Genomic DNA, 24,388 nt, shown 5'->3' on the forward strand with positions numbered 1-24,388 from the left:
GTGGCCGCGGTGCCCTGGCGGCACCGGGCGGCGACAGACGCGCCGCACCCGCCACACCGGCCGTCACCCATAGAGCGACGATATGCCCGCCGTGCGGTGACGGCATCCCCGGCCGCGTCACGCTCCGAGTGTGGTGAAACCGCCCACGATGGCCCCGTAGCCGATGTGGGCGAGGACGGTGACCACGGGTGTGCTCGGTCCGTAGTTGAGCATCAGGAAACCGGGTGGTTCCAGCAGGGCCACGTCGGGTGCGCTGGTGAGCGGGCTGCCCATCCGGGGGTGGACGAGCGGCAGCAGCACGCCGACCAGCGCGGTGCCGGCGAACAGGCCGTGCAGGAGACCGAAGAGGGCGCCCAGCCACCAGCCCGCCATGCCGATCGCGAGGAAGACGGCGTAGTAGACGAACGCGAAGACCTCGCCGTTGAGGAAGTGCATCAGGTAGCCCACGGCCTTGGCGCGCGTGCGGTTGGCGGTCACCGCCGTGCCGAGCAGGAAGGGCAGGTCCATGCGCGTCAGGCGCATCTCACCGGCGGCGCGCAAGGCGGTGGTCAGCACCAGCGTGCCGACGAAAGCTCCGGCGGCGGTCCCCCAGGCGCTCACCCGTCCGCCTCCTCGTCGTCCGTGTCGTGCTTGTCGGCGCTGGTAGCGGTGGCGGCGCTGATGGCATGGGCGGCGCTGATGAGCGCGAGGTGGCTCAGCCCCTGGGGCAGGTTTCCCAGGAAGTCGCCGGTGGCCGGGTCGATCTCCTCGCTGTAGAGGCCGACGTCGTTGGCCAGACGCACCAGATCGTCCATCAGTGCGGTGGCCCGGGCGAGTTCTCCGCTGCGGGCGAGGGATTCGGCGAGCCAGAAGGAACAGGCGAGGAAGGCGCCCTCGGGGCCGCTCAGGCCGTCTTCGCCGGAGTAGCGGTCGACGAACGGCCCGTGCCGCAGTTCCCTCCCCACGGCACTGACCGTCCCGGCCATGCGCGCCGCGTCACCGCCGTAGCCGTAGAGGTGGCCGAGGAGGACCGCGGCGTCCAGCTCCTCGCTGCCGGCGGAGCGCACGTAGCAGTTGCGGCGCGGTGAGACGCAACGCGTTTCGATGAACGTGGCGATCTGCCGACGGGTGGACCGCCAGCGGGCCAGGTGCCTGCCGGGAACGAGGTGGTGCTCGGCGAGGTCGGCCGCGCGGTCCAGAGCCACCCAGCACATCATCTTCGACTGGGTGAAGTGGCGGGGTGCGCTGCGCACCTCCCAGATACCCGCGTCGGGTTCCTGCCACGTGGCGCAGACCAGGTCGGCGAGTTCCGCCAGGCGGCGGCCCACGTCCGCGTCCAGCCGCCCGCCGGCCCGCGCGTACAGCCAGGCGGTCTGCATCAGTTCGCCGTAGGTGTCGAGCTGGACCTGGCCGGCGGCCGCGTTGCCGGTGCGGACGGGTGAAGAGCCGCGGTAGCCCTCCCACGGGAGCGCCTCCTCCGTCGTGCGGGGGCCGCCGTCCAGCCGGTAGAGGACCTGTAGGTGGGGGTGGGTGAGCTGGGAGGCGTGCATCAGCCACCAGAAGTAGGCGCGTGCTTCCGCCGGGCAGCCGAGCTGAAGGAAGGCGGCCACGGTGAAGGCGGAGTCGCGGAGCCACGAGAAGCGGTAGTCCCAGTTGCGCTCCCCGCCGACGTGTTCGGGCAGCGAGGTCGTCACCGCGGCCGCTATCGCGCCCGACGGAGCGAAGACCAGCAGTTTCAAGGTGAGCAGGCTGCGCAGCACCGCTGCCCGCCACCTGCCGGTGTAGACCCGGCCGTCCGCCCATCGGCGCCACGCCGCGCAGGTGCGCTCCAGGCGCGCGGCGCATTCGGCTCGGGCAGGCAGGACCAGCGGCTCCTGGTGGGCGAACGGCATGGCGAGCAGGGCGGTGGTGCCCGGCGCCGTGAGGAAGCCGCCCGTGACGGCCTCCGCCTCGTACCGGGGTTCGCCGGCCTCCCAGGCGCACAGCGCGAGCGCGTCCGCCCCGGCCGTCGCCACGGGCACTCCGGCACGCCGGGCCAGCCGCGTGGTGCGGTTGCCGTATCCGAAGCGGGGCTGCACGCGCCACCGCATCGGCACGGCCCCGGACACCCCCTCGACGCGCCGGAGCAGCTCGCGCATGGGGGTGAGCGCGACGTCGTCGTGCAGGGTCAGCGCGTCGGTGACCCGGGCCGTGCCCTGCGGGGTGACGAACGTGGTCTCCAGGACGTTCGTGCCGGGCAGGTAGCGGCGCTCACTGCGGTAAGGCGCCGCCGGTTCGAGGAGGAACCGGCCGCCGCGGTCGGCGTCGAGCACGGCGCCGAACACCGCGGGCGAGTCCAGATCCGGCAGTCCGAGCCAGTCCACCGATCCGTCGCGGGCCACGAGCGCCGCGGTCCGGCCGTCGCCGATCACCGCGTAGTCGCGCAGCGGAACGTAGCCACCGGTCCGTGCCACCGCCGGGGGAGGGCGGTCGGTTCCGGGAGAAGGTCCCATGGCTTCACCATCTCACCGGCAGGCCGCGCGGGCTTCAGGAAGACGGCCGCGCGGCGGCGCCGTACGGCCCAACCGGCCAGGACGGCGGCTGCGGCTTGCCGCAGCGGGGACGGAAGGTGGATACGGAACGGGCCGAGAGTCGAGCCGTCCCGCAGTACGCAAGCCGTCCTCGCTCGCACACACGTCCGTGGCCTGCGTTAGTCTCTCGGGGCGCGGAAGCGGAACGCACATGCAGACGGGGGAGCCGTGTCCTATTCGGAGCGCTGGCAGGAGTTGTTCGGACCGGCGGACGGACCGGCGGACGGACCGGTGGACGGACCGGCGGGCGGCGGGCCCGTGATGCGGCTCGCCTCGACGGCCCCCGAGCCCACGACCGGCGCGGGCGGGACCGGAGACCTCCAGCACAGCAAGGGTCCCTGGACCAGCGCCTCCGCCACCGCCGGCGAACTGCGCACCAGCACGGAGACGAGCCGGGCGGCGCTCGGCCCCGGCCACGAAGGCGTCGAGGCCGGAGCCGCCGGTCTCAGCTCCGCCGCGGCCCTCAAGAGCGTGCTGACGAGCTGGGAGGAACGCCTCCAGGCGGTGCGGGACGAGTGCGAGCAGCTCACGGGGACCCTGCTGAAGGTCGCCAAGGAGATGGGCGAGACGGACGCCGCGATCGAGACGTCCTTCAAGGGCGTCGGCGGCGGCAAGGCGGATGCGAAGCGATGACCTCGACCCTCACCTGGCAGCAGCTGCGCGACCTGAAGACGTCCGAGTTCACGGAGGCGGGCGACACCTGGCACAAGGTCTCGGACCGCTCGGACTCCGACCGCGTACGGGTCGACCGGGCGATGTCCGCGAAGCTCCGGGAGACCCAACAGAGCGAGTCGGCGCAGGCGGCCCTCGGCAGGCTCCAGCGCCTCAGCCGCAACTTCCAGTACCTGCACACCGAGTGCGGGCTCGTCCGTACGGTGCTCAACGGGCTCGCCGCCGATCTCGCGGAGCCCAAGAACCAGTTGAAGCAGGCCCTCGCGGACGCCGCCGCCCTGAACTTCACCGTGCACGAGGACGGTTCCGTCAGCTATCCGGCCACCGAGGTGGCGGACCTGACCGGCGCGAAGAAGCAGGCCCCGGGAAGCACGGTCCAGGGCAGCTCCCGCCTCCCGCTGGAACCGCCCGGCTTCGGTGCGCAGGGGCAGTCGCCGTTCTACCCCGGCTACTCGGGCTTCAAGCCGCTCAACCCGAACGCGGCGAAGGCGCAGGACGTGGCCGACCGCATCGCCCGGGCCGTACGGTCCGCCCGCGAGACGGACGCCCGGTACGCGAAGACCCTCGGCGCCCTGAAGGCGGAGAAGGGCCTCGACGTCACCGAGGCCACCCTCAAGGACGTCTTCCGCGACACCTCCGACGTCCGCTCCACCGCGGGCGCGTACCTCGGCGAGGGCGTTCCGCAGGACAAGAGCCCCGCCGAGCGCAAGAAGTGGTGGGACGGCCTGACCGAGGAGCAGCGCCAGGAGTACCTGGAGGTCGCGCCGGACCTGATCGGCGGCCTGGACGGCATCCCGGCGGCCTCCCGCGACGAGGCGAACCGCAACTACCTGCCGGTCCTCATCGACGACCTCGCGCACCGGGGCGGCGACGACGCGCAGACCAAGCTCGACGCCCTGCGCATGATCCAGGACAAACTCAACGAGCCGAGCCGCCCGCCCATGTTCCTGCTGGGCATCGGCGACGAGGGCAACGGGCGCGCGATCGTCTCGTACGGCAACCCCGACACCTCCAAGAACGTCTCGGCGTACGTCCCCGGACTCAGCACCAGGCTGAACGAGGAGTTCGTCAAGGACACGATGAAGCGGGCCCAGGACACGGCCATCGGTGCCCAGCGACTGGACCGGTCCAGTGCCGCGATCGTCTGGCTGGGCTACGACGCCCCGCAGAACGTGGACGTGATGACGAGGGGCGACGCGCAGCGGGGCGCCCCGGCGTACAACCAGTTCATGGCGGGCCTCTCGGCGACGAACGAGAACGCGGACCCCCATGTGACGGCGATCGGGCATTCCTACGGCTCGCTCACCGTCGGCACGGCCGCCAAGCAGTCCGGCGGGATCCCGGGCGTCGACGACGTGATCCTGCTCGGCAGCCCCGGCGTGGACGCGCAGAAGGCGACGGAGCTCGGCGTGGGCAAGGACCACGTGTTCGTCGGCGCCGCCGACAACGACCCGGTCACTCACCTGCCCTCGAAGGACGAGGCGGCGCTCGGCTTGCTGGTGGGAGGCCCGCTGGGAGTCGCGGTCGGCCGCGACCTCTTCGACATCGGCAATGACGACGTGTACTTCGGCAAGGATCCGGCGAGCGAGGCCTTCGGGGCACAGCGCTTCCTGGTCGACGACGGGCCCAGGATGGTCTTCGACGGCGGAGGGTTCGACGCCCACTCCCAGTACTTCACTCCGGAGAAGGACCAGACGTCGGCGAACAACATCGCCAGGATCGTCGCCGGACACCCCGAGGACATCGTGAGGGAAGATTACCGATGAAGCGCATCACCCGGACCGTTCGCCTGAGCTGTGCGCTGGCCCTGGCCGGCGCCCTGCTCGCAGGATGCGGGCCGTCGGACGGCACCAAGGACGGACACGGACGAGGGACAGTGGCAGGCATGGACATGCAGGGAGCGGCGGAGCGCGCCGACGCGATGTTCTACGCGACGGTCGGCGCGATCAAGCCGGAGGTCGAATGGGTCCACTACACGACGACGACCGGCAGCTGTGACGTGACGCGCTACTGGAACGTGATGACGATCGTCTCCGAGCAGCGCCGCGGCAACTTCCTCGGAGTGGTCGAGAGCTTCTGGAAGGCGAGCGGCTATCAGATCAAGACGGTGAATCCGGACAAGGACATGCCTGAGATCGTCGCCACGTCCCCCGACGGCTTCGGCATCATGGTCCTCTTCGGTCACGAGGGGCAGGCCTTCTTCGAGGTCACCACCCCGTGCGTGAAGGAGTCGAAGGTGGCGGCGCCGACGAAGGCGGCGAACGGCCGCACGTACGAGGGCGAGATCCCCACCCCCAACGTCCGCTCCGACTTCTGGTCCGCCGAGACCCCGGCGCCGAGCCCCGCCTCCTAGGAGGAAGGGCCCGGTGACCACTCGCGTGATCCGGGGCCGGGCCCGGCGCGGCGATGAGTCTGCGCGCACCCGTAGGTCTATCTCTTGACGGAGACAACCGACTCATCGGGAGCAAGACATGGGCCTCATCCACATCGAGATGTTCGCGACCCTCGACCTCGTCGGCCAGGCACCCGGCGGCCCCGACGAGGACCCGGTGGGTTTCCCGTTCGGCGGCTGGCAGGCACCCCTGCTGGACGAGGTCGCCGGGGCGCAGGTCGGTGCCGCGTACGAGGACACGGACGCCCTCCTGCTCGGCCGGCGGACCTACGACATCTTCGCCGCCTACTGGCCCCACCAGGAGGGCGGCGCCGACGACGACATCGCCACGCTCTTCAACCGCGTCCCGAAGTACGTCGCCTCCCGCGGCCGGCCCGACCTCTCCTGGGCCGGGTCCACGCAGCTCGGCCCGGACCTCGCCGGCGCGGTGCGTGAGATCCGTGAACGGCACGGACACGTGAAGGTCGTCGGGAGCCTGAACCTCGTGCAGACGCTCCTGCGGGAGAAGCTCTTCGACCGTCTCGACCTCTGGCTGCACCCGATCGTGCTGGGCGTCGGCAAGAAGGTGTTCGACGAGGGCGCGGTGCCCACCAACGTCACGCTCCTCGCGCCCCCGGCGGCCAGCCCGAACGGCATCGTCCACCTGCGCTACGGGCTCGCCGACGGCATTCCGGCGACGGGGGACATGAGTGCGCCCGACCGCGGTCTCGGAAGCGTCGACTGACTCCATCCCGCGCTGGGTGGAGCCGGGGGTGCCCTGTCGAGGCAGTGCGTGGTGTTGCGCATGTGGGGGTTCTCCTCGCGACTCGGGAAAGTGCGGGGCGTGCGAAGAGCGTGAGCACAAGCTCTGAACCAGTGGGAGCGCTCCCACTGTGGGGACCCGGGGCAGTGACGTCAAGACGCGCGAAGAAATGAAGGCGTGCCCGGGGGAATTCGGTGACTGCCCTTTCGCACGGCGTCAGTTGCCGCTACGGTCTGGCCCCAACCAGTGGGAGCGATTCCGTCAGTCGGCGCGCCGTCAGGGCGTAGCCCTTCTGCAAGGAGTCGCTCATGCGACACCCCCCGCGTTTTTCCGCCCTGCTCGGCGGAGCGGTGCTCACCTTGGCGAGCACCGCTCTCGCCGTAGTGGGTTCGGCCCCAGGAGCAGCGGCCGCACCTCCCTGCACCGTCCAGTACTCCGTCGTCGGTTCCTGGCCCGGCGGCTTCCAAGGGTCCGTCACCCTCACCAACAACGGCGCGCCCTTGCACGGCTGGAGTCTCGGCTTCGGCTTTCCCGACGGTCAGCAGATCAGTCAGGGCTGGGGCGCCGCCTGGTCCCAGTCCGGGGCGAGCGCCACAGCCGTGAACGAGAGCTGGAACGGGACGCTGGGCGAGGGCGCCAGCGTCACCGCCGGCTTCATCGCCTCATGGTCGCTCTCCAACAGCGCGCCCAGCGCGTTCACCCTCAACGGCGCGGCCTGCACCACAGTGCCGGGTCCCACCAACCCCACCCCGACACCCACACCGACACCCACACCGACACCCACCCCCACCGGCCCGACCGATCCCCCCGGCCCGGTCTCCGGGGCGCCCGAGCTGAGCGTCAGCGGCAACCGTCTCACCGACCAGAAGGGCGCCACCCGTCGCCTCCTCGGCGTCAACCGGTCCGGGGGCGAGTTCATGTGCGTCCAGGGCCACGGCATCTTCGACGGTCCCGTCGACGACGCCGCGGTGCGCGCCATCGCCGACTGGAAGGCCAACACCGTCCGCATCCCCCTCAACGAGGAATGCTGGCTCGGCCTCGACCCCATCAAGCCCGAATACCGCGGCGCGCAGTACGTCGACGCCGTCAAGGGCCTGGTGGGCCGGGTCCTGGCCCACGGCATGACGCCGATCGTCGAACTGCACTGGACGTACGGCCAGTACACCGGCAACTCCTCGGGGTGCTCCGACGTCCACGCCTCCTGCCAGAAGCCGATGCCGGACGCGCAGTACACCCCCGCCTTCTGGACCTCGGTGGCGGACACCTTCAAGAACGACCGCCGGGTCGTGTTCGACCTGTTCAACGAGCCGTACCCCGACCGGGCGACCCCCACCGCCGGCCAGGCCTGGTCCTGCTGGCGCGACGGCGGCACCTGCCCGGGCATCGGTTACGAGGTCGCCGGCATGCAGGACCTCGTGGACGCGGTCCGCGCGACCGGGGCCCGCAATCTCGTCCTCGTACCCGGCATCGCCTACTCCAACGACCTGAGCCAGTGGCTCACCCACGCACCCGTCGACCCCACGGGCAATCTGGCCGCGGCCTGGCACGTCTACAACTTCAACGCCTGTGTCGACGAAGCGTGTTGGCAGAGCAGCCTGGCACCGGTCGCGGCCAAGGTCCCCCTGGTGGCGGGCGAGATCGGTGAGAACACCTGCGGACACGGGTTCATCGACCAGGTCATGAAGTGGTTCGACGACCGCTCCCTCTCGTATCTCGGCTGGACCTGGAACACCTGGAACTGCGCCTCCGGTCCCGCCCTGATCACCTCGTACGACGGCACGCCCACCGCATTCGGAGCCGGGCTGCGCGACCACCTGCGCGCCCTGACGGAAAGGAACACCTCGAAATGAGCCGCACGCCGCACCGCACGACCCCACGCACGACCCAGCGCACGATCAGCCGTACGACCAGCCGTACCGCCCTGCTGGCGGCCCTCGGCCTCGTCACGGCCGCGGGGGCCACCGCCACCGTGTTCGGCACCACCGCCGGCGCCGCCACTGCCGGCTGCAAGGTCGAGTACCAGGTCACCAACCAGTGGAACACCGGATTCGGCGCCAATGTGAGCGTCACCAACACCGGCGACCCGCTCACCGCCTGGACCCTGGAATGGTCCTACGGGGGCGATCAGACCGTCACACAGGGCTGGAACGCCGCCATCACCCAGTCCGGCACGGCCGTGACCGCCAAGAACGTCTCCTACAACGGGTCGTTAGCCACGGGCGCTTCGACGTCCTTCGGCTTCAACGCCTCGTACAGCGGTACCAACGCCGTCCCCGCCACCTTCAAGCTCAACGGCGTCATCTGCAACGGCGCCACGGTGCCGACGCAGCCGCCGACCACTCCGCCCACGACGCCACCCACGACCCCGCCGCCCTCCGGCGGTAAGGCCGACAACCCGTACGCCGGCGCCAAGGTGTACGTGAACCCCGAATGGTCCGCCAAGGCGGCCGCCGAGCCGGGCGGCACCAAGGTGTCCAACCAGCCCACCGGCGTCTGGCTGGACCGCATCGCCTCCATCCAGGGTGCGAACGGCAGGATGGGCCTGCGCGACCACCTGGACGCGGCCCTGGCGCAGAAGGGCAGCGGCGAGCTCGTCGTACAACTGGTGATCTACAACCTGCCGGGCCGGGACTGCTCCGCGCTCGCCTCCAACGGTGAACTGGGACCCACCGAGATCGACAAGTACAAGACGCAGTACATCGACCCGATCGCCGCGATCCTCGCCGACGCCAAGTACGCGGGGCTGCGGATCGTCACCACGGTCGAGATCGACTCGCTGCCGAACCTGGTCACCAACGTCTCCGGTCGTCCGACGGCCACCCCGAACTGCGACGTGATGAAGACCAACGGCAACTACATCAAGGGCGTCGGCTACGCGCTGAACAAGCTGGGCTCGATCGCCAACGTCTACAACTACGTGGATGCGGGCCACCACGGCTGGCTCGGCTGGGACGACAACTTCGGCGCCTCCGCGGAACTGTTCAAGCAGGCGGCCACCGCCGAGGGCTCCACGCTCTCCAAGGTGCACGGCTTCATCGTGAACACCGCCAACTTCAGCGCCCTGAAGGAGGACCACTTCAAGATCGAGGACTCCGTCAACGGCACCTCCGTACGGCAGTCGAAGTGGGTCGACTGGAACCGGTACACCGACGAGTTGTCCTACGCCCAGGCCATGCGGGCCAAGGCGGTCTCCCTGGGCTTCGACGCGAACGTCGGCATGCTCATCGACACCTCCCGCAACGGGTGGGGCGGCGCGGCCAGGCCGACCGGACCCGGCGCGCTGACCAGCGTCGACACGTACGTCAACGGGGGCCGCTACGACCGGCGCATCCACCTCGGCAACTGGTGCAACCAGGCGGGGGCCGGGCTCGGCGAGAGGCCGCAGGCGGCTCCGGCCGCGGGCATCGACGCGTATGTGTGGATCAAGCCGCCGGGCGAGTCCGACGGGGCGAGCAAGGAGATCCCGAACGACGAGGGCAAGGGCTTCGACCGGATGTGCGACCCGACCTACGCCGGTAACGCCCGCAACGGGAACAGCATGTCGGGTTCCCTGCCGAACGCGCCCCTGGCCGGCCAGTGGTTCTCGGCCCAGTTCCAGGAGCTCCTGAAGAACGCCCACCCGGCGCTGTGACGCAGCGCCCCTGAGGGACGTGTGAGCCGTACGGAACCCCGGGGTTCCGTACGGCTGCGGTCACAGGCTCGTCAGGATCTGCGGAGCCAAGGTCTTGATCAGGGTGTTGGTCCAGCGCATCTGCCGTAGCGTGCGCGGGTGGCAGAAGGAGGCCAGCTCCTTCAGCCGGTCGTCCCTGGCCGCCTGCGCCGCCTGGGCCAGCATCTCCCAGTACAGGGAGTTGCCGGCTGCGTCGAGGTGCAAGGACCGCAGGTCGCTCAGGAGGAGCAGGCCGGGTTCCGGCCGGTGGCCGACGGCCTGCGCCGACTTCTCCCGGAGCGTCGACACGAGCCCCGGAGCGGACTTCTTGGACGGTCCGTCGAGGTCCAGGCCGTAGTGGCGGCCCGCCTCGGCCACGCGCCGGCAGTGGTCGTTGGACCACAGGACGAGGTCCTTCGCCACGTGGTGGAACTCGTGCTCCGTACGGTGGCGTTCCGCCATGGTGGACAGTTCCTTCGCCAGGCTCCGTTCGCCGTGGTGCAGCGCGCGAAGCGTCAGGGTGATGCCGTTCACTGTGCGCCTCCCGGGGAACCGCCGGCGTGTGGTCCGGGGACCTCGAGGACATGGGCGGCGGGGCCGCCCTCAGTGGCCGGGCCCGCGAGGGCGAGCGCGGGCGCGGACGCGGTGGTGGTGGGGGCGGGCGAGGGCCGGCCGTCAGCCCTTTCCACGAGCGTGACGGCCGCGGTGGAGGTCTTGAACAGGGGTTGTTTCGATACCGGGTCCCAGTCGGTGATCGTGGTCTCGTTCGCCGCCCGGCCCCCATCGGCCGTATCGGGTCCCGAGCCGGAGGGTGTGTCCCAGTAGCCGTAGTGGAAGGGCACGAACAGCAGGCCGGGCCGGATGTCGCTCACGCGCAGCCGGGCCGTGAGGGAGCCGCGCGGACTGCTGACCCGGACCAGGTCGCCTTCGCCGAGCTCTCGCGCCTCCGCGTCGGACGGCGAGATCTCCACCCACACGTCCGGCGCCGCGGCGTTCAGCTGCGGGACGCGGCCCGTTTTGGTGCGGGTGTGGAAGTGGTAGAGGTGCGCCCGGTCGTCAGCTGGAACGGGTAGTCGCCGCCCGGGGTCTCGTGCGGTGGCATGTACTCGGCGGCCTTGATCACGGCCTTGCCCTCGGGGTTGAGGGACCGGTACTCGACCACCGATACCGAGGCGCCGGTGACCAGGTCCTTGCCGTAGGACTCGCACACGTCCGGCCCGGCCCAGGTGATGCCGTCACCGTAGAGCCGGTCCGTGCCCTCGGGAACCCGCTCGTTGCACGGCCACTGGATGCCGCTCCCGCCGCGCAGCTTTCCGTAGGACAGGCCGGTGTAGTCACAGGGCCGGCCCGCGCTGCAGCGCTTCCACGCCTCGAAGGCGGACTCCGCGTCGTGCCAGGGGACGAGCGGGCCTCCGTCCTTGTCGCGGAAGTCCATGCGCCGGGCGTAGTCGAGGAAGATGTCGAGGTCCGCTCTGGCCTCGCCGGGCGGCTCGACGGCCTTGTCGGAGAGGTGGACGGTGCGGTCGGCGTTGGTGAAGGTGCCGGTCTTCTCGCCCCAGGTCGCCGCGGGCAGCACGACGTCGGCGAGCTGCGCCGTCTCGGTGAGGAACAGGTCCTGGACGACGGTGAACAGCCGGTCCTGGGACAGGACGGAGCGGATGCGGGACAGCTCGGGCAGGGACACGGCGGGGTTGGTGCCGCTGATCCAGAGCATCCGCAGGGAGCCCTGCTCGGCGTAGCGGAACATCTGCATGGCATGGGTGGGCGGGGCGTAGTGCGGGATCGTCGCGGGCTCGACGTTCCACACCTTCGCCAGGTCGGCGACGTGCTCGTCGTTCTCCCAGTTGCGAAAGCCGGGCAGATCGCCGTTGGCGCCGCACTCGCGGGTGTTCTGGGCGGTGGGCTGCCCGTTCATCTGGAGCACGCCGGCGCCCGGCCGGCCCAGCATGCCGCGCACGAGGTGCAGGTTGTTGACCTGAACGGCGGCGGCGGTCGCCTGGTGGGACTGGTAGACGCCCTGGAGCACGGTGGACAGCAGCCTGTCGGAGGTGCCCAGCAGCTCGGCCGCCTCCCCGATCCTCGACGCGGGGACGTCACAGATGCCCGAGGCCCATGCGGGAGTGCAGTGCGCCACCGCCTCGGCCAGCTCCTCGAAGCCCACCGTGTGGGCCTCCACGTAGGCGCGGTCGATCCGTCCGGTACGGATGATCTCGTGCAGGAGCGCGTTGAGCAGGGCCACGTTCGTCCCGCCGCGCGGGGCGAGGTGGACGGCGGCCCGGCGCGCCACCTGCGTCGGGCGGGGGTCGACGCACAGGAGGCGCGGGGGATCGGCGCCGTCGAGCCGGTCGAGGACGCGCATCCACTGCACGGGCTGCGTCTCGGCGATGTTGTGCCCGAACAGAGCGATGACGTCGGCGTGGTCGATGTCGTCGAAGCTGCCGGGCTGCCCGTCACACCCGAAGGACTGTTTGAGCGCCTCGGCCGCGGTGGAGGTGCACAGGCGCGTGTTGCCGTCCAGGTGGTTGGTGCCGATGCCGGCCCGGGCCAGGACCGCGAGCGTGTAGTACTCCTCCAGGAACAGCTGGCCGGTGGTGTAGAAGCCGATCGACCCCGGGCCGCGCTCGGCGAGCAGCTCGCGGGAGCGGGAGACGACCAGGTCCATCGCGGTGTCCCAGTCTGACTCGACGAGCTGCCCGCCCCGGCGTACCAGCGGCCCGGTGAGGCGGTCGGGCGAGGCGCCCGCCTGCCAGCCGAACGCGTCCTTGGGACCGAGCCGCCCGCGGTTGACCCGGTCCACGGTCCGGCCGCGCACCCCGACCATGGCGCCGTCCTTGACGGCGATGTCCATGGCATCACCGCCCGAGTGGAGGATCGACGCGGTCTGCACCCACTGGCCGACGTCGTCCGGACGCACACCCTCGGCCAGGTACGTGTCCAGGCGCTCGGGCCACGGCTCGTCCCGTGCGTACGGGGTGCGGCCGCCCCAGGGCGACGCGATCCGGTCCACCCAGTTGCCCATGCTGCCTCCCGGCGGAACACCGGCGGCGGCCGCTACGTCGGCCGCTCATCCGTGCGGAGATCCCTTCCCGCACGGGCTCCGCTCGCATCCGGGCCGTGGGGGCTGTCACCCCTGGGACGAGCCGACTCGGCCGTTCAGGGGCGTCCCGCGTCCGCGTCCAGGAGGCGGGCCGCCGCCTCCACGGCCGGCGGCAGCGGACGACGCGAGCGCAGCGCCGCCGGAAGCCGCTTGAGCATTCCCGCCAGCGCCTGGCGGGCCTCCGGGTCGCGCGGGGCCTGCGCGGCGAGCTGGCGGGTGTGCTGAACGGCGACGCCCACCGGGCGCCGCAGCCACGCGGTGAGGGCGGCGTTGCGGCGCTGGACCGCGGGCCGGCCGGGCCGCACCCCACCGGTCGGCCGGTGGACGGCCACCACGTCCGGGACGTGGCACACGCCCCATCCGTACGCGGTCAGGTCGTAGGCGAGCAGGGTCTCCTCGCCTCCGAGGAACAGGACGGGGTGGTAGCCGCCTGCCTGGAGGTAGGCGTCCCGCCGGGCCACGGCGGCGCAGGCCAGGAACCCGAGCACCTGTGGCCCGGGCAGATCGACGGCGCGGCCGAGCGGGGAGGCGGCGAGCAGGCCGTTCAGCGGATCGGGGTCGGCGTCGGGGCCCACGCGGACGCAGGCGGCGACCAGCCCGAGGCGCGCGTACCGGTCCAGCAGGTCCGCCGCGCGCGCCAGGGATCCCGCCTCCCACCAGGAGTCGTCGTCGCTGAACGCCACGTACGGCGTACGGGCGTGGCGCACGCCCAGATTCCGGCCCGGAGCTCCGAGATTGCGGCCGGGCGAAAGGAGGGTGACCTCCGGCCGCAGCCGGGCGACGGCTTCCGGGGTCCCGTCGGTCGAGGCGTTGTCGACGACGATCACAGGCGGCCGCTCGGGGAGCGCTGCCAGCCGGTCGAGGGTGTGCAGCAGCTGGTCGCGGCGGTTGTGGGTGATGACGACGACGGTGGTGCGGGGGTCGGGGCTCACGGCCGGGCCACCTCGGGTGCGATCGACGGGATGGTGCGCGAGGCCCGCGCCTAGGGAGGCCGGGGTCGGACGGTCGCTCGGCGCGCTCGCCGGTCGGACGGTCGGGTCGGATTCACGCCCCCAGGTGCGTGATCGCGGTGTTCAGCCGCGAAGCCAGGGCGTCGAGGTCCTGCTCGGTCGGTGTGCCGGACGGCAGCGTCGCGGCCAGATCACGGCCGGACACGATTTCCACGGCCCCCGCGTAGGGCTCCGAGGTCAGCCGGTCCGGGGGGACGACCTCCGTACGCCCCTCCAGCAGCACGAGGGAGCGGTCCTCACCGGAGGGATCGAGGAGGGCCCGGACCTGCGCGCGGGTGACGGCCACGGCCCCGTCCCCCTCACCGGCTCCCGGAGTCGGTTCCGGGGGATCCTCGGCTGTCTTCTCGGGTGCGGCATCGACACCGGCCAAGGGCTCCCCGCTACCGGTGCCGGCCTGGTGGTAGCCCTCTCGGGCGCTCGCCGTGCCGGGTACGACACGCTCCCGCGCCTGACTCTCCGAGCCGGAGTGGGCTCCCGGTTCCTCGCTGCTCCGGGCGCGCTCGTAGCGGTTCTGCCGCGCGGCGTCCGGTGTGTTCCCGGTCATCTCGGTGTCCTTCCGTCTCGATGACCCCGTGGGGCGGCTGCCCGCGAGAGGGAGGGCGAAACGGCGAAACGGCCGTGCGCGGCGCCAGGCCGGCGGCACCCGGTTCCGCGGGTGTCGCCGACCTGGCGGAGGTCGGCGTAGGAGGCGCCGGGACGCTCAGGAAGGTTCCTTGCCCCGTCCGCTCATCGCGTCACGCAGGCGGTCGACGAGCCCGACCCCCGGGGCCAGGAGCTTGTTGGCGGGCGGCTTGTCCGGGGCGGACGGGTGAGGGCGCGTGGGCGCCGTCTTCTTGGCCTGGCGCACCTTGTCTCCGAGCTTCTCCAGCATCTCCGCGGAACACGCCTGCCGCAGGCGCGGGAACAGATTGTTCTCCTCGTCGTTCACGTGGCTGCGGATCTCCGTCATCAGCTTCGTGACGAGCTCGTCGAACCGGGGATGATCGGCGTCGCATCCCTCCAGTTCCTTCATGATGCGTTCTGCTGTGGCGTGATCCTCCAGCTCCTTGTCGGCGATGCCGTCGCCGTCCGGAACGTGCTCGCGGACGGCGGGATACAGGTACGCCTCTTCGGCTACCGAATGCCGGACGAGTTCCATGGTGACCTGGTCGGCGTACATCTTCCTGCGGGCGTCACCCGAGGGCGTTTCCTCGATGTTCGCGAAAAGCTCCTCGACCTCCTGGTGATCGGTCATCAATTCAGCGATCACGTCACCGCCATGTCCCATGGGGCGTGCCCTTCTCTGTGAGGTTGCTGGAGCTCCAGTGAATCGCGCGACGCTCACAGAGCGTGGTTCCCCTCCACCCAGCGTGTCGGTCGCAGGTGCCCCGAAAGGCCTGTGACCTGCGCCATTCCTGGAAAGTCCGTGAGGCGATACGATCCCTTTTTCCTCCTTTTCGCCCCTCCCTTACTCCGAATTGGCCACCCGTGTCGGCAGACTCCTCCCTCTCCTCGCTCATAGCGGCGACGGCTCAGTGGATCACTCACGCCTATCCCTCCGGCCGCGGCGCCTTGCAGCGCGCCCTCGCCGAGGCCCAAGCGCGCCAGGCCGTCACCGTCGCCGCGTGGCTGAGGTACCCCACGGAGCTGGACGCCCAGCTGATGAACCTGACGGGGCCCGGTGGCTCCGCTCGGCTGGACTGGGTCACGGGCGCGGAGACCGAGGAGTCCTCGGACCCGGAGCTGCACGCGTGGCGCACCTGGGTGGACGAGGTCGTGGCGAGCTGGGCCGCCTGCCTGCTCGGTACGCCGGCCCTGGTCACCGCGGCGCTCACCACGCTCGCCGGGTCGACGCGGGCGGCGGGCGAAACGGTCGATTTCCGACGCCTGAGTCATCCGAACGAGAACGACCGGCACGCAGCCGCGCTGCTGCGCCACCCCGACCTCCTCGCTCCGGTGGCCGACCTCCATCACGCGCAGCTCAGGGACCTCCTGGAGAGCGGCGCGCCCTCCTCGTCCTGACCCCGGAAGCGTGCGGCGCCCCTCACCGCCGCCGCACGGCGGGCGTCGCGTGTTGCGGCGTCTCGTGTTGCGGCGCCGCGCGAGGGAACGTTCCATGAGCAGATAGCCGCTCAGCCCCCTTACCGGGCGGGACCGGCAGCCGGGCCCGGGTCTCGCGGGAGGTACTGCATGCTGAATCGATGGTGCTGGCATGGCATCGCGGCGATGGCGGCCGTCCTCACCCTCACCTCCTGCGGTTCCCTGTCCGAGAGGCGTGACGGCGCCGCCGCGGAGGTCGTCCGCTTCGAGCGGGCGCTGGGCGCCGGGCAGCACGATCGGCTGTGCGCCGCTCTCGCACCTTCCACCAGAGAAGAGCTGGAGCAGTCGGCCAAGAGCCGCTGCGAGCAGGCGATCGGTGAGGAAGAACTACCCGCGGCCGGCGCGGTGCGCACGGTGGACGTGTACGGCGACCAGGCCAGGGTGGTGCTGGAGCAGGACACCGTCTTCCTGGCCCGGTTTCCCGCGGGCTGGAAGGTGACCGCGGCCGGTTGCGCGCCGCGGCACCAGCAGCCGTACCAATGCGCGATCAAAGGCGGGTGACACGGCAATGAGGACGCTGTTCGCGGGAACGCTGCTGCTGATCTTCGTTGGGCTGGCGTACTTCATGACGTTGGGGCTGATGCACCGATGAGCACGGAACCCGCATCCGGCAAGCAGACCGCAGCGCCCGGCCATCGTGCGGGACGCTTTCTCCACCACAACGGTCTGGGGCTGTTCTTCCTCATCGGCTTCCTGCTCGCACTGGCAGGCCAGGCCGTGGCGGGGCACGCCGACTTCAACAACCAGCTCGTCAGCGACGGTATGACGCCCATCAGTTTCGGCGCTTACCTGACCTCGTCCGACTTCGCCGTCGACGTCACTGAGAACTGGCAGTCGGAGTACCTGCAGTTCTTCCTCTTCATCTTCGCCACCGTCTGGCTGGTGCAACGCGGCTCACCGGAATCGAAAGAACTCCACAAGGCCGGCACCGAGTCGGACAAGGAACAGATGGTGGGCGCGCACGCGAAGGAGGACTCCCCCCGCTGGGCCGCGGCCACGGACTGGCGCGGTTTCCTCTACTCGCGTTCGCTCGGCCTGGTCATGGGAGTCGTCTTCCTGCTGTCCTGGCTGGCCCAGTCCGTCGCGGGAGTCGCCGCCTACAACGAACAACAGCTGCGCGGGCTCCAGGCTCCCATCAGCTGGGCCCAGTACATCTCCTCCGCGGACTTCTGGAGCCGCACGCTGCAGAACTGGCAGTCCGAGCTGCTGGCCGTGGCCTCCATGGCGATCCTCGCCATCTTCCTGAGGCAGCGAGGATCGCCGGAGTCCAAGCCGGTGGGGGCACCCCACTCGGCGACCGGTGTGGAGGGCTGAGGGATTGTCGGGCGGTCAGTCCGAGGTCCGGCGCAGGACCAGGCACAGGAAGCCGAAGCTGTCCCGGTACGCGCGCAGCCACTGCGAACGCTGGGCGGTGGCCGTCTCCAGTGCCTGCGCGCCGGCCGGATCGGCGGGGTGGTCCAGAGCCCACGAGGCCAGCGAACCCCAGCAGGCCCACTCGTAGGCGTCCAGCTCCCCGCGGGTGCTGATGTGGCCGTGGACGGGGGTCCATCCGTCGGCGACGACGTGGTCCACCGTGGTCGCCAGGTCGGCGAGGTCACCGAACATCTCGACGGCCGCCGGTGAAGGGGCGCGGTCCCAGAACGACTCACCGATCAGAACGCGGCCGCCGGGAGCCAGGTGCTTTCGGGCCGCCGCGAGGGTGGGGAGGAGACCGCCGAAGGCATGGGTGGCACCGACGCTGATCACCAGGTCGAACGCATGCGGAGAGCTGAAGTCCGCGGCCTCCTGGTGGTGGAGGAGCAGGCGCTCGTCGACTCCGCGTCCGTTCGCTGCCCGGCGGGCCTGCGTCAGGGCGACTTCCGAGACGTCGACGCCCTCCGCGCGCAGGTGGGGCCGCGTCGCCAGGGCGCGCAGGAGCCACTCCGCCGTGCCGCAGCCGAGGTCGAGCACCCGCTCGTCGCCTCGCGGGAGGCCGCGTTCGAGCAGCAGGCTGACCGAGTCGTCGTCGAGCGGCGCCTTGATGGGGTGGTCGGCGTGGGCGATCATGGAGATCTGTTCGCGGCTCAGCGGCGTGGTGTGCCCCGTCTCCAGGAGCAGCTGCGCGGCCACGGCGGCCCCGTCGGTGCGGATGGTGCCGGCGACGGCCTTCGCCCGGTCCCCCGTCTCGGGGGCCAGGGCCGTCCTGAGCGCCGCGGACAGGGACTCGAAGGTCGGGACAGGGCCGTCGTGAGCGGCGCCGATGCCCAGGTCGGCCACGCGCGCGGCCCAGTGCGGCTGGTCCACGAACTGGGGCACCACCACCTGCGGCGCACCGGCTCGGGCGGCGGTGGTCGTGGTGCCCGCACCGCCGTGGTGCACGACGGCGGCGACCCGGCGGAACAGGGCCTGGTGGTTGACGTCGCCGACGGCGAAGCAGTCGTCGGAGCCGTCCACCGGGCCCAGGTCCGCCCAGCCCCGGGAGACGAGTACGCGCCGGCCCTGCGCGCGGGCCGCCTCGACGGCCGTCCGGGCGAGGCCGGGGGCCGAGTCCAGGGGCATGCTGCCGAAGCCGACGTACACCGGTGGGGTGCCGGCGGCCAGGAACGCCTCCAGATCGGCGGGCAGGGGGCGTTCGTCGGGCAGGATCCACGCGCCGGTCTGCACGACGTCGAGGTCCGTCAGCTGCTCCCACGGGCCCAGCACCGGGTCCACCGCCAGCCACGGCCGCTCGGTGAAGACGTGGTCGCGGACGTTGTCCACGGGCGCGAGGCCGATCGCCGCGCGGTGGGCGTTGAGGGGTTCCTGGTAGAGGGCGTCGACCTTCTGGGCGTCCAGGTCCCACAGGGCCTGGTGGTCGGTCAGGTCCGGCGGGACCGGCGGGCCGGGCCGCGGGGACGGCCGGTAGTGCGGGGAGGGCATCTCGAACGGGTGGAAGGCCGCGTACACGTAGCGGATGCCCAGCTTCTCGGCCACCGAGCGGGCACCGGCCGGCATCAGTCCGCTCGCCACCAGCACGTCACAGCCCTCGGCCGCCTTGCCGACCGTGTCGAAGTGCGCGGCGACCAGCTCGGCCGCGAACGCGGCCGCGTTCGACGGCGGCGCTCCCGTCCGCAGCGCGCGCACGTCCCGCCCGAAGGGCACCAGTTCGGCGCCGACACCGGCCACCAGTCTCGCGAACTCCTCGTCCGGCGGTGCGCACACGCGTACCTCCGCGCCTCGTTCGCGCAACTGCGCCGCCAGTCCCGCCAGCGGCGCGATGTCGCCGCGCGATCCGTACGCCATCAACAGCACACGCATGTCGTCTGTACTCATTCCTGTGGGGGCCGGCCCGGGGCCGGCCGGTGTCGGGTGGAGCTGCCTGCGCTACCTGCGCAGTCTGCGCCCCAGCGGTCGAGAACGGCGTACGCCGGCATCCACCGCCCGGTGCAGGCGGCGTAGGCCGGTGCCGGCAGCCGGGCGAGGAGCCGCTGCGCCGTCGGTTCGTCGGTGCCGTCCAGCAGCCACGGCAGCAGCAGCGCGTCCTGGTCGATGCGCTGGGCGTGGACGCGGCTGAAGTGGTCCCACTGCTCGGCCGTCAGTTCCCGCTGGATCAGCGGGAGCGCCGCTTCCTCCTCGTGCTGGAGGTGGCCGGCCAGGCCGCGGACCAGCGCGTCGGTCAGCTGGCCGAGCCGCAACGAGCCGCCACCCGGGTCGGCCAGCGCGGTGTCGATGGCGTGGATCACCGGGGTGATGGCGGCGTGTTCGGCCTCCATCACCTCCAGCAGTGCCAGGTCCTTCGGCCGGCCGGCCAGATTGCGCCGCAGCGGCGGCCACAGTGCGTCGTCCTCGGCCGTGTGGTGGGCGTGGAGGGCGTTCTTGAACAGCGTCCATCCGGCAGCCGTGGTCAGCACCTGCCGCGGGTCGCGGTCCGCGGCCGTGGTGACCCGGCCCAGATGGGCCAGTTCCCGGCGCAGGGCGTCATGCGTCGCGTACAGCACGGTCAGGTCGACGGCGTCGCTCACGGACGGTTCCAGGGCGCTCGGGTGTGCTCGGCGAAGGGCGGGTCGGGCGCGCGTGACGGCATGCCTCACACGATGGTGCGGCCCGCACATATGATCAATGAACACGTGTGCGTGGTTCGATAACCGCTGGATTATTGATCGAGGAAGGGCCGGGGCCGGTGGAGCTGCGGGACATCCAGATCTTCCTGGTGCTGGCCGAGGAGCTGCACTTCGGCCGGACCGCGCAGCGGCTGCACGTCTCCCAGGCACGCGTCAGCCAGGCCATCAAGAAGCAGGAGCGGCGCATCGGCGCCGAACTCTTCACCCGCACCAGCCGCGCGGTGCGCCTGACCGAGATCGGCCGGCAGTTCCGTGACGACCTGCAGCCGGTCTACGCGGGCCTGCACGACTCCATGGAGCGGGCCCAGTTGGCGGCCCGCGGCATCACCGCGCAGCTGCGCGTCAGCCTGATGCCCTTCAACGTCGCCGAACTGCACCCGTACTGGAAGGCGTTCCGCGCACGCTACCCGCACTGGGGACTCCGGGTCCGTCAGGCCACCTTCACCGACGTGTTCGGCCAGCTCCGCAGCGGTGCCATGGACGTCCTGGTCGCCTGGCTGCCGGTGGAGGAGCCGGACTTCACCGTCGGACCGCGGCTGTGCACCGACTCCCGGATCCTCTCCGTGGCCGCCGACCACCCGCTCGCAGGACGGGACCACGTACCCCTGGAGCTGCTCGCCGACTTCCCGCACGCCACCGCCCTCGGCCTGCCGGACTACTGGGAGGACAGCTACCTGCCCTTCCACACCCCCCGCGGCCGTACGATCGAGCGCGTCACCGCCGCGGCGTCGGACACCGCCGACGAGCTGATCGGCCACGTCGGCATGGGCGAGATCATCCACACCTTCCCCGGTCACGTCACCCGGTACTGGGGCATGTCGCACATCCGGTGGCTTCCCCTCCCCGACATGCCCAGACTGGACTTCGCCCTGGTCTGGAGGACCGAGGCCGAGAACGACCTCATCCGCGCTCTGGCCGACACGGTGCGCGACCTCGGCGTCTTCCGGTTCTGACCGTCCGGGCTCAAGCGTCCGGCCCGCCGAGCACCGCCTCGACCACCTGGTCGACGGTGATGCGCAGGAGCCGGGCGTCGGGCAGCGAGGCGTGCGCGTCACCCGGCCGCAAAGGGTCCTCGCCCGCTCGGGGACACCACAGCACGCGGTGTTTCGCGTGAGGGGGCGGGCCCCACAGGCTGGGGGCCACGGGGCCGAAGAGCACGACGGACGGGGTGCCCAGAGCCGTGGCGAGGTGCGCCAGACCCGTGTCGCCGACCAGGACGCAGCGCGCACCGGCCACCAGCGCGCAGAGCTCGTCGAAGGGCACGTCGCCGGAGCCGCCGACCACCGCCTCCTGCGGCAGACCGGCCTCGCGCGCCACCCGCCGCGCCCGCTCTCCCTCGCCCGCGCCCGCCGTGACGACCACGTCCCGGCCCGCCCGGCGCAGCGCACGTACGACCGCTGCGAACCGTTCCGGGGGCCACCGGCGGGCCCCGGCGTCGGCGCCGGGGTGGACGACGACGGCGCCGGGGGCGGGGGAGGCGCACGCAGGGGCGGCGATCGAGAGGTCCGTGGGGTCGGCCTCGATGCCGTACCAGCCCAACAGGCGGCACCAGCGCTCCCGCTCGTGCTCGTCGTCGCGCCACTCGGGTCCGGGGATGTCGGGGGTCCGGGCGTGCCGGTAGGCGAGGAGCCGGCGCGGCCGCAGCCGCTGGAGGAGCCGATGGCTGGGCGGTCCGTTCCCGTGCAGGTCCACCGCCAGCTCCGGGGGCGGCCCCTCCCAGTGCAGTGCGGCGGGCACGCTGCGGCCCGGCGCGGTCGTGGGCAGGACACGGTCCACGAGGCCGGTGGCGACGGCGACCGCGGTCAGCCGGCCGGGCGCCGCCAGGACGAGGTCGTGACCCGGCAGGCTCCTGCACAGGGCCCGCAGGCAGGGCACCACCGTCAGCAGGTCGCCGAGGCCCAGGGCCCGTAGGACGACCACGCTCGGGCGGCCGTCCGCGGCCCCCTGCTCCGTCGCGGCGGGGCCCGCTCGCTCGTGCACCGTCATGAACCCGAGGCGGCGGCCCGGGCCGCGCGATCGGCGAGGCCGGTGGTGGAACGGCCGTCGAGGTAGGGCAGGACGACGGCCTGGCCGCCCCAGGCGCGCAGCGCCTGCGCCTCCGGGAGATCGTCGGCCGAGTAGTCGCCGCCCTTGACCCACACGTCCGGCCGGAGCCGGTCCAGCAGCGTCTCGGGCGTGTCCTCCTCGAAGGCCACGACGGCGTCGACGCTGCCGAGCGCCGCCAGCACCCGTACGCGGTCCTCCAACGGGTTCAGCGGGCGCCCCGGCCCCTTGAGCCGCCGCAGGGAGGCGTCCGAGTTCACGCAGACGATCAAGCAGTCACCGATCCGCCGCGCGCTCTCCAGCAGGCCGACGTGTCCGGCGTGCAGCAGGTCGAAGCAGCCGCCCGTGGCGACCACCGTGCCACCGCGAGCCCGTACGCTCGCGGCCGTCGCGAAGGCGTCGCCGCCCACGGGCCGGGCGAAGCCCGATGCGGGGGGCGTTCGCCACAGGGCGGGGTCACCGGCGCCACCCGCCGCCACGAAGGCCGCGGCCGAGGCGACCGCCAGCTGCAGCGCCTCCTCCGGCAGGCATCCGTCGGCGAGCGCGCAGGCCGCCACGGCGGCGAAGCAGTCGCCGGCCCCGCACGGATCGCCCACGGCACGGTACGGGGACGGTACGAGCATCGGCGCCGCGGACCGGGGCCGGGTCAGCAGGACCCCGCGCTCGCCGAGGGTGACGGCCACCGCGGCGGCGCCCCAGCGCTCCGCCAGCTCCGCGCCGCGCCGGGCGTGCGCCGCCAGGGAGTCCCCCTCACCGGGGCACAGTACGGTCGCCTCCGCCGCGTTCGGTGTCACCAGCCGCGCCCCGGGTACGGGTGGTCCGCCCCGCGGATGCGGGTCCCACACCAGGGGGACGCGGCGCGCGGCGCCGGTCAGGAGGCTCCGCAGCGCCTGCGCCGTGCCCCGGCCGTAGTCCGCGACGAGGACGGCGTGCGCCTCGGCCAGGGCCCGGCCCACGGCGGCGTCGGCGCGGCCGACCTCACCGCCGCCCCGGTCGATCCGGACCAGGGGGCGGCCGTCGGCCAGCACCCGCGTCTTGACCGGCAGCGAGCCGTCCAGCGGGAGCTCCACCAGCCGGACGCGGCCGTGCAGCGCCTCCCGGACGCGGTCGCTGGCACGGTCCTCGCCCAGCGCCGTGACCAGGACGACCTCCCGGCCCGAGCGGGCAGCCAGCACGGCGGCCAGACCGGCGCCGCCGGGCCGTGAGACGTCGTCCGTGACGTCGACGACGGGCGCCGGTGCGTCCGGGGCAAGACGAGACGCGACACCCCGGACGTCGCGGTCCAGCAGGACGTCGCCGACCACGACCAGCGGTTCGAGGCCGGTCACCGGGCCCTCCTGACGGAGGCGACGGCGCGCCGGGGCGCCGAACGCACGGCGGCGGTGGCGGTGGAGGCGGAGGCGGGGGAGCCGAGGGCCGCGTCGAAGGCCTCGCACAGCAGGTGCACCGCCACCAGGTGTGCCTCCTGCACGGTCGCCGTGGAGGCCGCGTCGATGCACAGGGCCTGGTCGGCGGCCTCCGCCAGCGGGTTGGGGGCGGCGCCGGTCAGGGCCCAGACCTCCACGCCCGCCGCGCGCGCCGTCATCGCGGCCGACAGCAGGTTCCCGCTGCGCCCCGACGTCGACAGCAGGACCAGGACGTCACCGTCCCGGCCGTGGGCCGCCACCTGCCGGGCGAAGATCTGCTCGAATCCGTAGTCATTGCCGATCGCGGTGACACTGGACGTCTCGGCGTGCAGGGCGATGGCCGAGTAGGCCGGCCGCTCCTCGCGGTAGCGGCCGACCAGCTCCGCGGTCAGGTGCTGGGCCTGGGCGGCGCTGCCGCCGTTGCCGGCCGCGAGGAGGCGGCCTCCGGCGGGGAGCACCGCGGCGAGCCGGTGACCCCAGTGGGTGAGCTGGTCCAGACCGTGGACGCGCAGACGTCTCAGCGCGTCCTCGAGCGACTGGCAGTGCTGGTGGGCTCCTGTGGTTGCGGGAGATCGGCTCATGGCGTCGGGGCGGACGCTCCGGAGAGCGGTCCGCACCCCACCTCCTTCAGACGGTCGGTACGGCGCGGTAAGCGGTCCGGTCGTGGCCG

Annotated in this window: 21 protein-coding genes and 2 pseudogenes; 10 read left to right on the forward strand and 13 right to left on the reverse strand. The window is 72.1% G+C overall.

Features of this window, described 5'->3' with window-relative positions; translation table 11 throughout:
• Positions 1 to 117: 117 nt before the first annotated feature.
• Together AC07DU_RS13155 and AC07DU_RS13160 are read right to left on the reverse strand one after the other, a co-directional pair.
• The gene (locus tag AC07DU_RS13155) at positions 118 to 600 is read right to left on the reverse strand and encodes a hypothetical protein (protein WP_360902570.1); all 483 of its coding nucleotides are present in this window, start codon (positions 598 to 600) and stop codon (positions 118 to 120) included.
• A complete protein-coding gene (locus AC07DU_RS13160; RefSeq protein ID WP_479033404.1) occupies positions 597 to 2,471 on the reverse strand; it encodes a glycoside hydrolase family 15 protein in 1,875 nt (624 codons plus the stop codon). Before AC07DU_RS13160 ends, AC07DU_RS13155 begins: the two co-directional genes overlap by 4 nt.
• 246 nt (positions 2,472 to 2,717) lie before the next feature.
• On the opposite strand from AC07DU_RS13160, the gene AC07DU_RS13165 reads away from it, so the two are divergent.
• From AC07DU_RS13165 to AC07DU_RS13190, 6 genes are all read left to right on the forward strand, one after another.
• Positions 2,718 to 3,182 carry a hypothetical protein gene (locus AC07DU_RS13165; RefSeq protein ID WP_479033406.1) on the forward strand — a complete coding sequence of 155 codons (465 nt, stop codon included), beginning with the start codon at positions 2,718 to 2,720 and terminating at the stop codon, positions 3,180 to 3,182.
• Positions 3,179 to 4,987: an alpha/beta hydrolase gene (locus AC07DU_RS13170; protein ID WP_479111297.1), complete on the forward strand. Its 1,809-nt coding sequence runs from the start codon at positions 3,179 to 3,181 to the stop codon at positions 4,985 to 4,987. The genes AC07DU_RS13165 and AC07DU_RS13170 overlap by 4 nt, the downstream gene beginning before the upstream one ends.
• Complete coding sequence (locus AC07DU_RS13175) at positions 4,984 to 5,574, forward strand: hypothetical protein (RefSeq protein ID WP_360902558.1); 591 nt, start codon at positions 4,984 to 4,986, stop codon at positions 5,572 to 5,574. Before AC07DU_RS13170 ends, AC07DU_RS13175 begins: the two co-directional genes overlap by 4 nt.
• 118 nt (positions 5,575 to 5,692) lie before the next feature.
• Positions 5,693 to 6,337 carry a dihydrofolate reductase family protein gene (locus AC07DU_RS13180; RefSeq protein ID WP_360902555.1) on the forward strand — a complete coding sequence of 215 codons (645 nt, stop codon included), beginning with the start codon at positions 5,693 to 5,695 and terminating at the stop codon, positions 6,335 to 6,337.
• Between the two features lie 326 nt (positions 6,338 to 6,663).
• The gene (locus tag AC07DU_RS13185; protein ID WP_479111299.1) at positions 6,664 to 8,205 is read left to right on the forward strand and encodes a cellulase family glycosylhydrolase; all 1,542 of its coding nucleotides are present in this window, start codon (positions 6,664 to 6,666) and stop codon (positions 8,203 to 8,205) included.
• Positions 8,202 to 9,986: a glycoside hydrolase family 6 protein gene (locus AC07DU_RS13190; RefSeq protein WP_479111301.1), complete on the forward strand. Its 1,785-nt coding sequence runs from the start codon at positions 8,202 to 8,204 to the stop codon at positions 9,984 to 9,986. Before AC07DU_RS13185 ends, AC07DU_RS13190 begins: the two co-directional genes overlap by 4 nt.
• 60 nt (positions 9,987 to 10,046) lie before the next feature.
• On the opposite strand, the gene AC07DU_RS13195 is transcribed toward AC07DU_RS13190, so the two are convergent.
• The 5 genes and pseudogenes from AC07DU_RS13195 to AC07DU_RS13215 all read right to left on the reverse strand — a co-directional run bounded on the left by AC07DU_RS13195 (position 10,047) and on the right by AC07DU_RS13215 (position 15,378).
• Positions 10,047 to 10,538, reverse strand: a complete 492-nt coding sequence (locus AC07DU_RS13195) for a hypothetical protein (protein ID WP_479033417.1) — start codon at positions 10,536 to 10,538, stop codon at positions 10,047 to 10,049.
• A pseudogene (locus AC07DU_RS13200) lies at positions 10,535 to 13,023 on the reverse strand (molybdopterin oxidoreductase family protein). Before AC07DU_RS13200 ends, AC07DU_RS13195 begins: the two are co-directional and overlap by 4 nt.
• Before the next feature lie 134 nt (positions 13,024 to 13,157).
• Entirely contained in the window at positions 13,158 to 14,033 is an 876-nt protein-coding gene (locus AC07DU_RS13205; RefSeq protein ID WP_479111303.1) for a glycosyltransferase family 2 protein, read from the reverse strand.
• 112 nt (positions 14,034 to 14,145) lie between these two features.
• Entirely contained in the window at positions 14,146 to 14,655 is a 510-nt protein-coding gene (locus tag AC07DU_RS13210) for a hypothetical protein (RefSeq protein WP_479111305.1), read from the reverse strand.
• Between the two features lie 156 nt (positions 14,656 to 14,811).
• Positions 14,812 to 15,378 carry a hemerythrin domain-containing protein gene (locus AC07DU_RS13215; RefSeq protein ID WP_360902535.1) on the reverse strand — a complete coding sequence of 189 codons (567 nt, stop codon included), beginning with the start codon at positions 15,376 to 15,378 and terminating at the stop codon, positions 14,812 to 14,814.
• 200 nt (positions 15,379 to 15,578) lie between these two features.
• Between AC07DU_RS13215 and AC07DU_RS13220 the strand changes: the two genes are divergently transcribed.
• From AC07DU_RS13220 to AC07DU_RS13230, 3 genes are all read left to right on the forward strand, one after another.
• Positions 15,579 to 16,112 (forward strand): hypothetical protein, encoded by a 534-nt coding sequence (locus AC07DU_RS13220; protein ID WP_360904504.1) that lies wholly within the window; start codon positions 15,579 to 15,581, stop codon positions 16,110 to 16,112.
• Positions 16,113 to 16,280: 168 nt separating this feature from the next.
• Positions 16,281 to 16,691: a hypothetical protein gene (locus AC07DU_RS13225; protein WP_479111307.1), complete on the forward strand. Its 411-nt coding sequence runs from the start codon at positions 16,281 to 16,283 to the stop codon at positions 16,689 to 16,691.
• 87 nt (positions 16,692 to 16,778) lie between these two features.
• A complete protein-coding gene (locus AC07DU_RS13230; RefSeq protein WP_479111309.1) occupies positions 16,779 to 17,504 on the forward strand; it encodes a DUF6766 family protein in 726 nt (241 codons plus the stop codon).
• Positions 17,505 to 17,519: 15 nt separating this feature from the next.
• Here the strand turns inward: AC07DU_RS13230 and AC07DU_RS13235 are convergent, their stop codons facing one another.
• From AC07DU_RS13235 to AC07DU_RS13245, 3 genes and pseudogenes are all read right to left on the reverse strand, one after another.
• Complete coding sequence (locus AC07DU_RS13235) at positions 17,520 to 18,257, reverse strand: SAM-dependent methyltransferase (protein WP_360904533.1); 738 nt, start codon at positions 18,255 to 18,257, stop codon at positions 17,520 to 17,522.
• An 18-nt stretch (positions 18,258 to 18,275) separates the two neighbouring features.
• Positions 18,276 to 19,466, reverse strand: a pseudogene (locus AC07DU_RS13240) (glycosyltransferase); the annotation flags it as partial.
• Positions 19,467 to 19,477: 11 nt separating this feature from the next.
• Positions 19,478 to 20,170 carry a hemerythrin domain-containing protein gene (locus AC07DU_RS13245; RefSeq protein WP_479111311.1) on the reverse strand — a complete coding sequence of 231 codons (693 nt, stop codon included), beginning with the start codon at positions 20,168 to 20,170 and terminating at the stop codon, positions 19,478 to 19,480.
• A 134-nt stretch (positions 20,171 to 20,304) separates the two neighbouring features.
• On the opposite strand from AC07DU_RS13245, the gene AC07DU_RS13250 reads away from it, so the two are divergent.
• On the forward strand, positions 20,305 to 21,222 hold the full coding sequence (locus AC07DU_RS13250; RefSeq protein WP_360904516.1) for a LysR family transcriptional regulator: 918 nt from the start codon (positions 20,305 to 20,307) through the stop codon (positions 21,220 to 21,222).
• Positions 21,223 to 21,232: 10 nt separating this feature from the next.
• On the opposite strand, the gene AC07DU_RS13255 is transcribed toward AC07DU_RS13250, so the two are convergent.
• From AC07DU_RS13255 to AC07DU_RS13265, 3 genes are read right to left on the reverse strand one after another with little or no spacing between them, the layout of a single operon-like run.
• The gene (locus AC07DU_RS13255) at positions 21,233 to 22,255 is read right to left on the reverse strand and encodes a glycosyltransferase family 9 protein (protein WP_479111313.1); all 1,023 of its coding nucleotides are present in this window, start codon (positions 22,253 to 22,255) and stop codon (positions 21,233 to 21,235) included.
• Positions 22,252 to 23,640 (reverse strand): D-glycero-beta-D-manno-heptose 1-phosphate adenylyltransferase, encoded by a 1,389-nt coding sequence (gene rfaE2, locus AC07DU_RS13260; protein WP_479033449.1) that lies wholly within the window; start codon positions 23,638 to 23,640, stop codon positions 22,252 to 22,254. Before rfaE2 ends, AC07DU_RS13255 begins: the two co-directional genes overlap by 4 nt.
• The gene (locus tag AC07DU_RS13265; protein WP_479033698.1) at positions 23,637 to 24,299 is read right to left on the reverse strand and encodes a D-sedoheptulose-7-phosphate isomerase; all 663 of its coding nucleotides are present in this window, start codon (positions 24,297 to 24,299) and stop codon (positions 23,637 to 23,639) included. Before AC07DU_RS13265 ends, rfaE2 begins: the two co-directional genes overlap by 4 nt.
• Positions 24,300 to 24,388 lie beyond the last annotated feature (89 nt).

It is taken from the genome of Streptomyces sp. NPDC045695 (genome assembly GCF_056432025.1).

What these genes read in the sequence shown, in the direction of transcription:
- AC07DU_RS13160 (WP_479033404.1), bottom strand. Translation starts at nt 2,471, where the DNA reads ATGGGACCTTCTCCCGGAACCGACCGCCCTCCCCCGGCGGTGGCACGG.
- AC07DU_RS13170 (WP_479111297.1), top strand. Translation starts at nt 3,179, where the DNA reads ATGACCTCGACCCTCACCTGGCAGCAGCTGCGCGACCTGAAGACGTCC.
- AC07DU_RS13175 (WP_360902558.1), top strand. Translation starts at nt 4,984, where the DNA reads ATGAAGCGCATCACCCGGACCGTTCGCCTGAGCTGTGCGCTGGCCCTG.
- AC07DU_RS13180 (WP_360902555.1), top strand. Translation starts at nt 5,693, where the DNA reads ATGGGCCTCATCCACATCGAGATGTTCGCGACCCTCGACCTCGTCGGC.
- AC07DU_RS13185 (WP_479111299.1), top strand. Translation starts at nt 6,664, where the DNA reads ATGCGACACCCCCCGCGTTTTTCCGCCCTGCTCGGCGGAGCGGTGCTC.
- AC07DU_RS13190 (WP_479111301.1), top strand. Translation starts at nt 8,202, where the DNA reads ATGAGCCGCACGCCGCACCGCACGACCCCACGCACGACCCAGCGCACG.
- AC07DU_RS13210 (WP_479111305.1), bottom strand. Translation starts at nt 14,655, where the DNA reads ATGACCGGGAACACACCGGACGCCGCGCGGCAGAACCGCTACGAGCGC.
- AC07DU_RS13215 (WP_360902535.1), bottom strand. Translation starts at nt 15,378, where the DNA reads ATGGGACATGGCGGTGACGTGATCGCTGAATTGATGACCGATCACCAG.
- AC07DU_RS13225 (WP_479111307.1), top strand. Translation starts at nt 16,281, where the DNA reads ATGCTGAATCGATGGTGCTGGCATGGCATCGCGGCGATGGCGGCCGTC.
- AC07DU_RS13230 (WP_479111309.1), top strand. Translation starts at nt 16,779, where the DNA reads ATGAGCACGGAACCCGCATCCGGCAAGCAGACCGCAGCGCCCGGCCAT.
- AC07DU_RS13255 (WP_479111313.1), bottom strand. Translation starts at nt 22,255, where the DNA reads ATGACGGTGCACGAGCGAGCGGGCCCCGCCGCGACGGAGCAGGGGGCC.
- AC07DU_RS13265 (WP_479033698.1), bottom strand. Translation starts at nt 24,299, where the DNA reads ATGAGCCGATCTCCCGCAACCACAGGAGCCCACCAGCACTGCCAGTCG.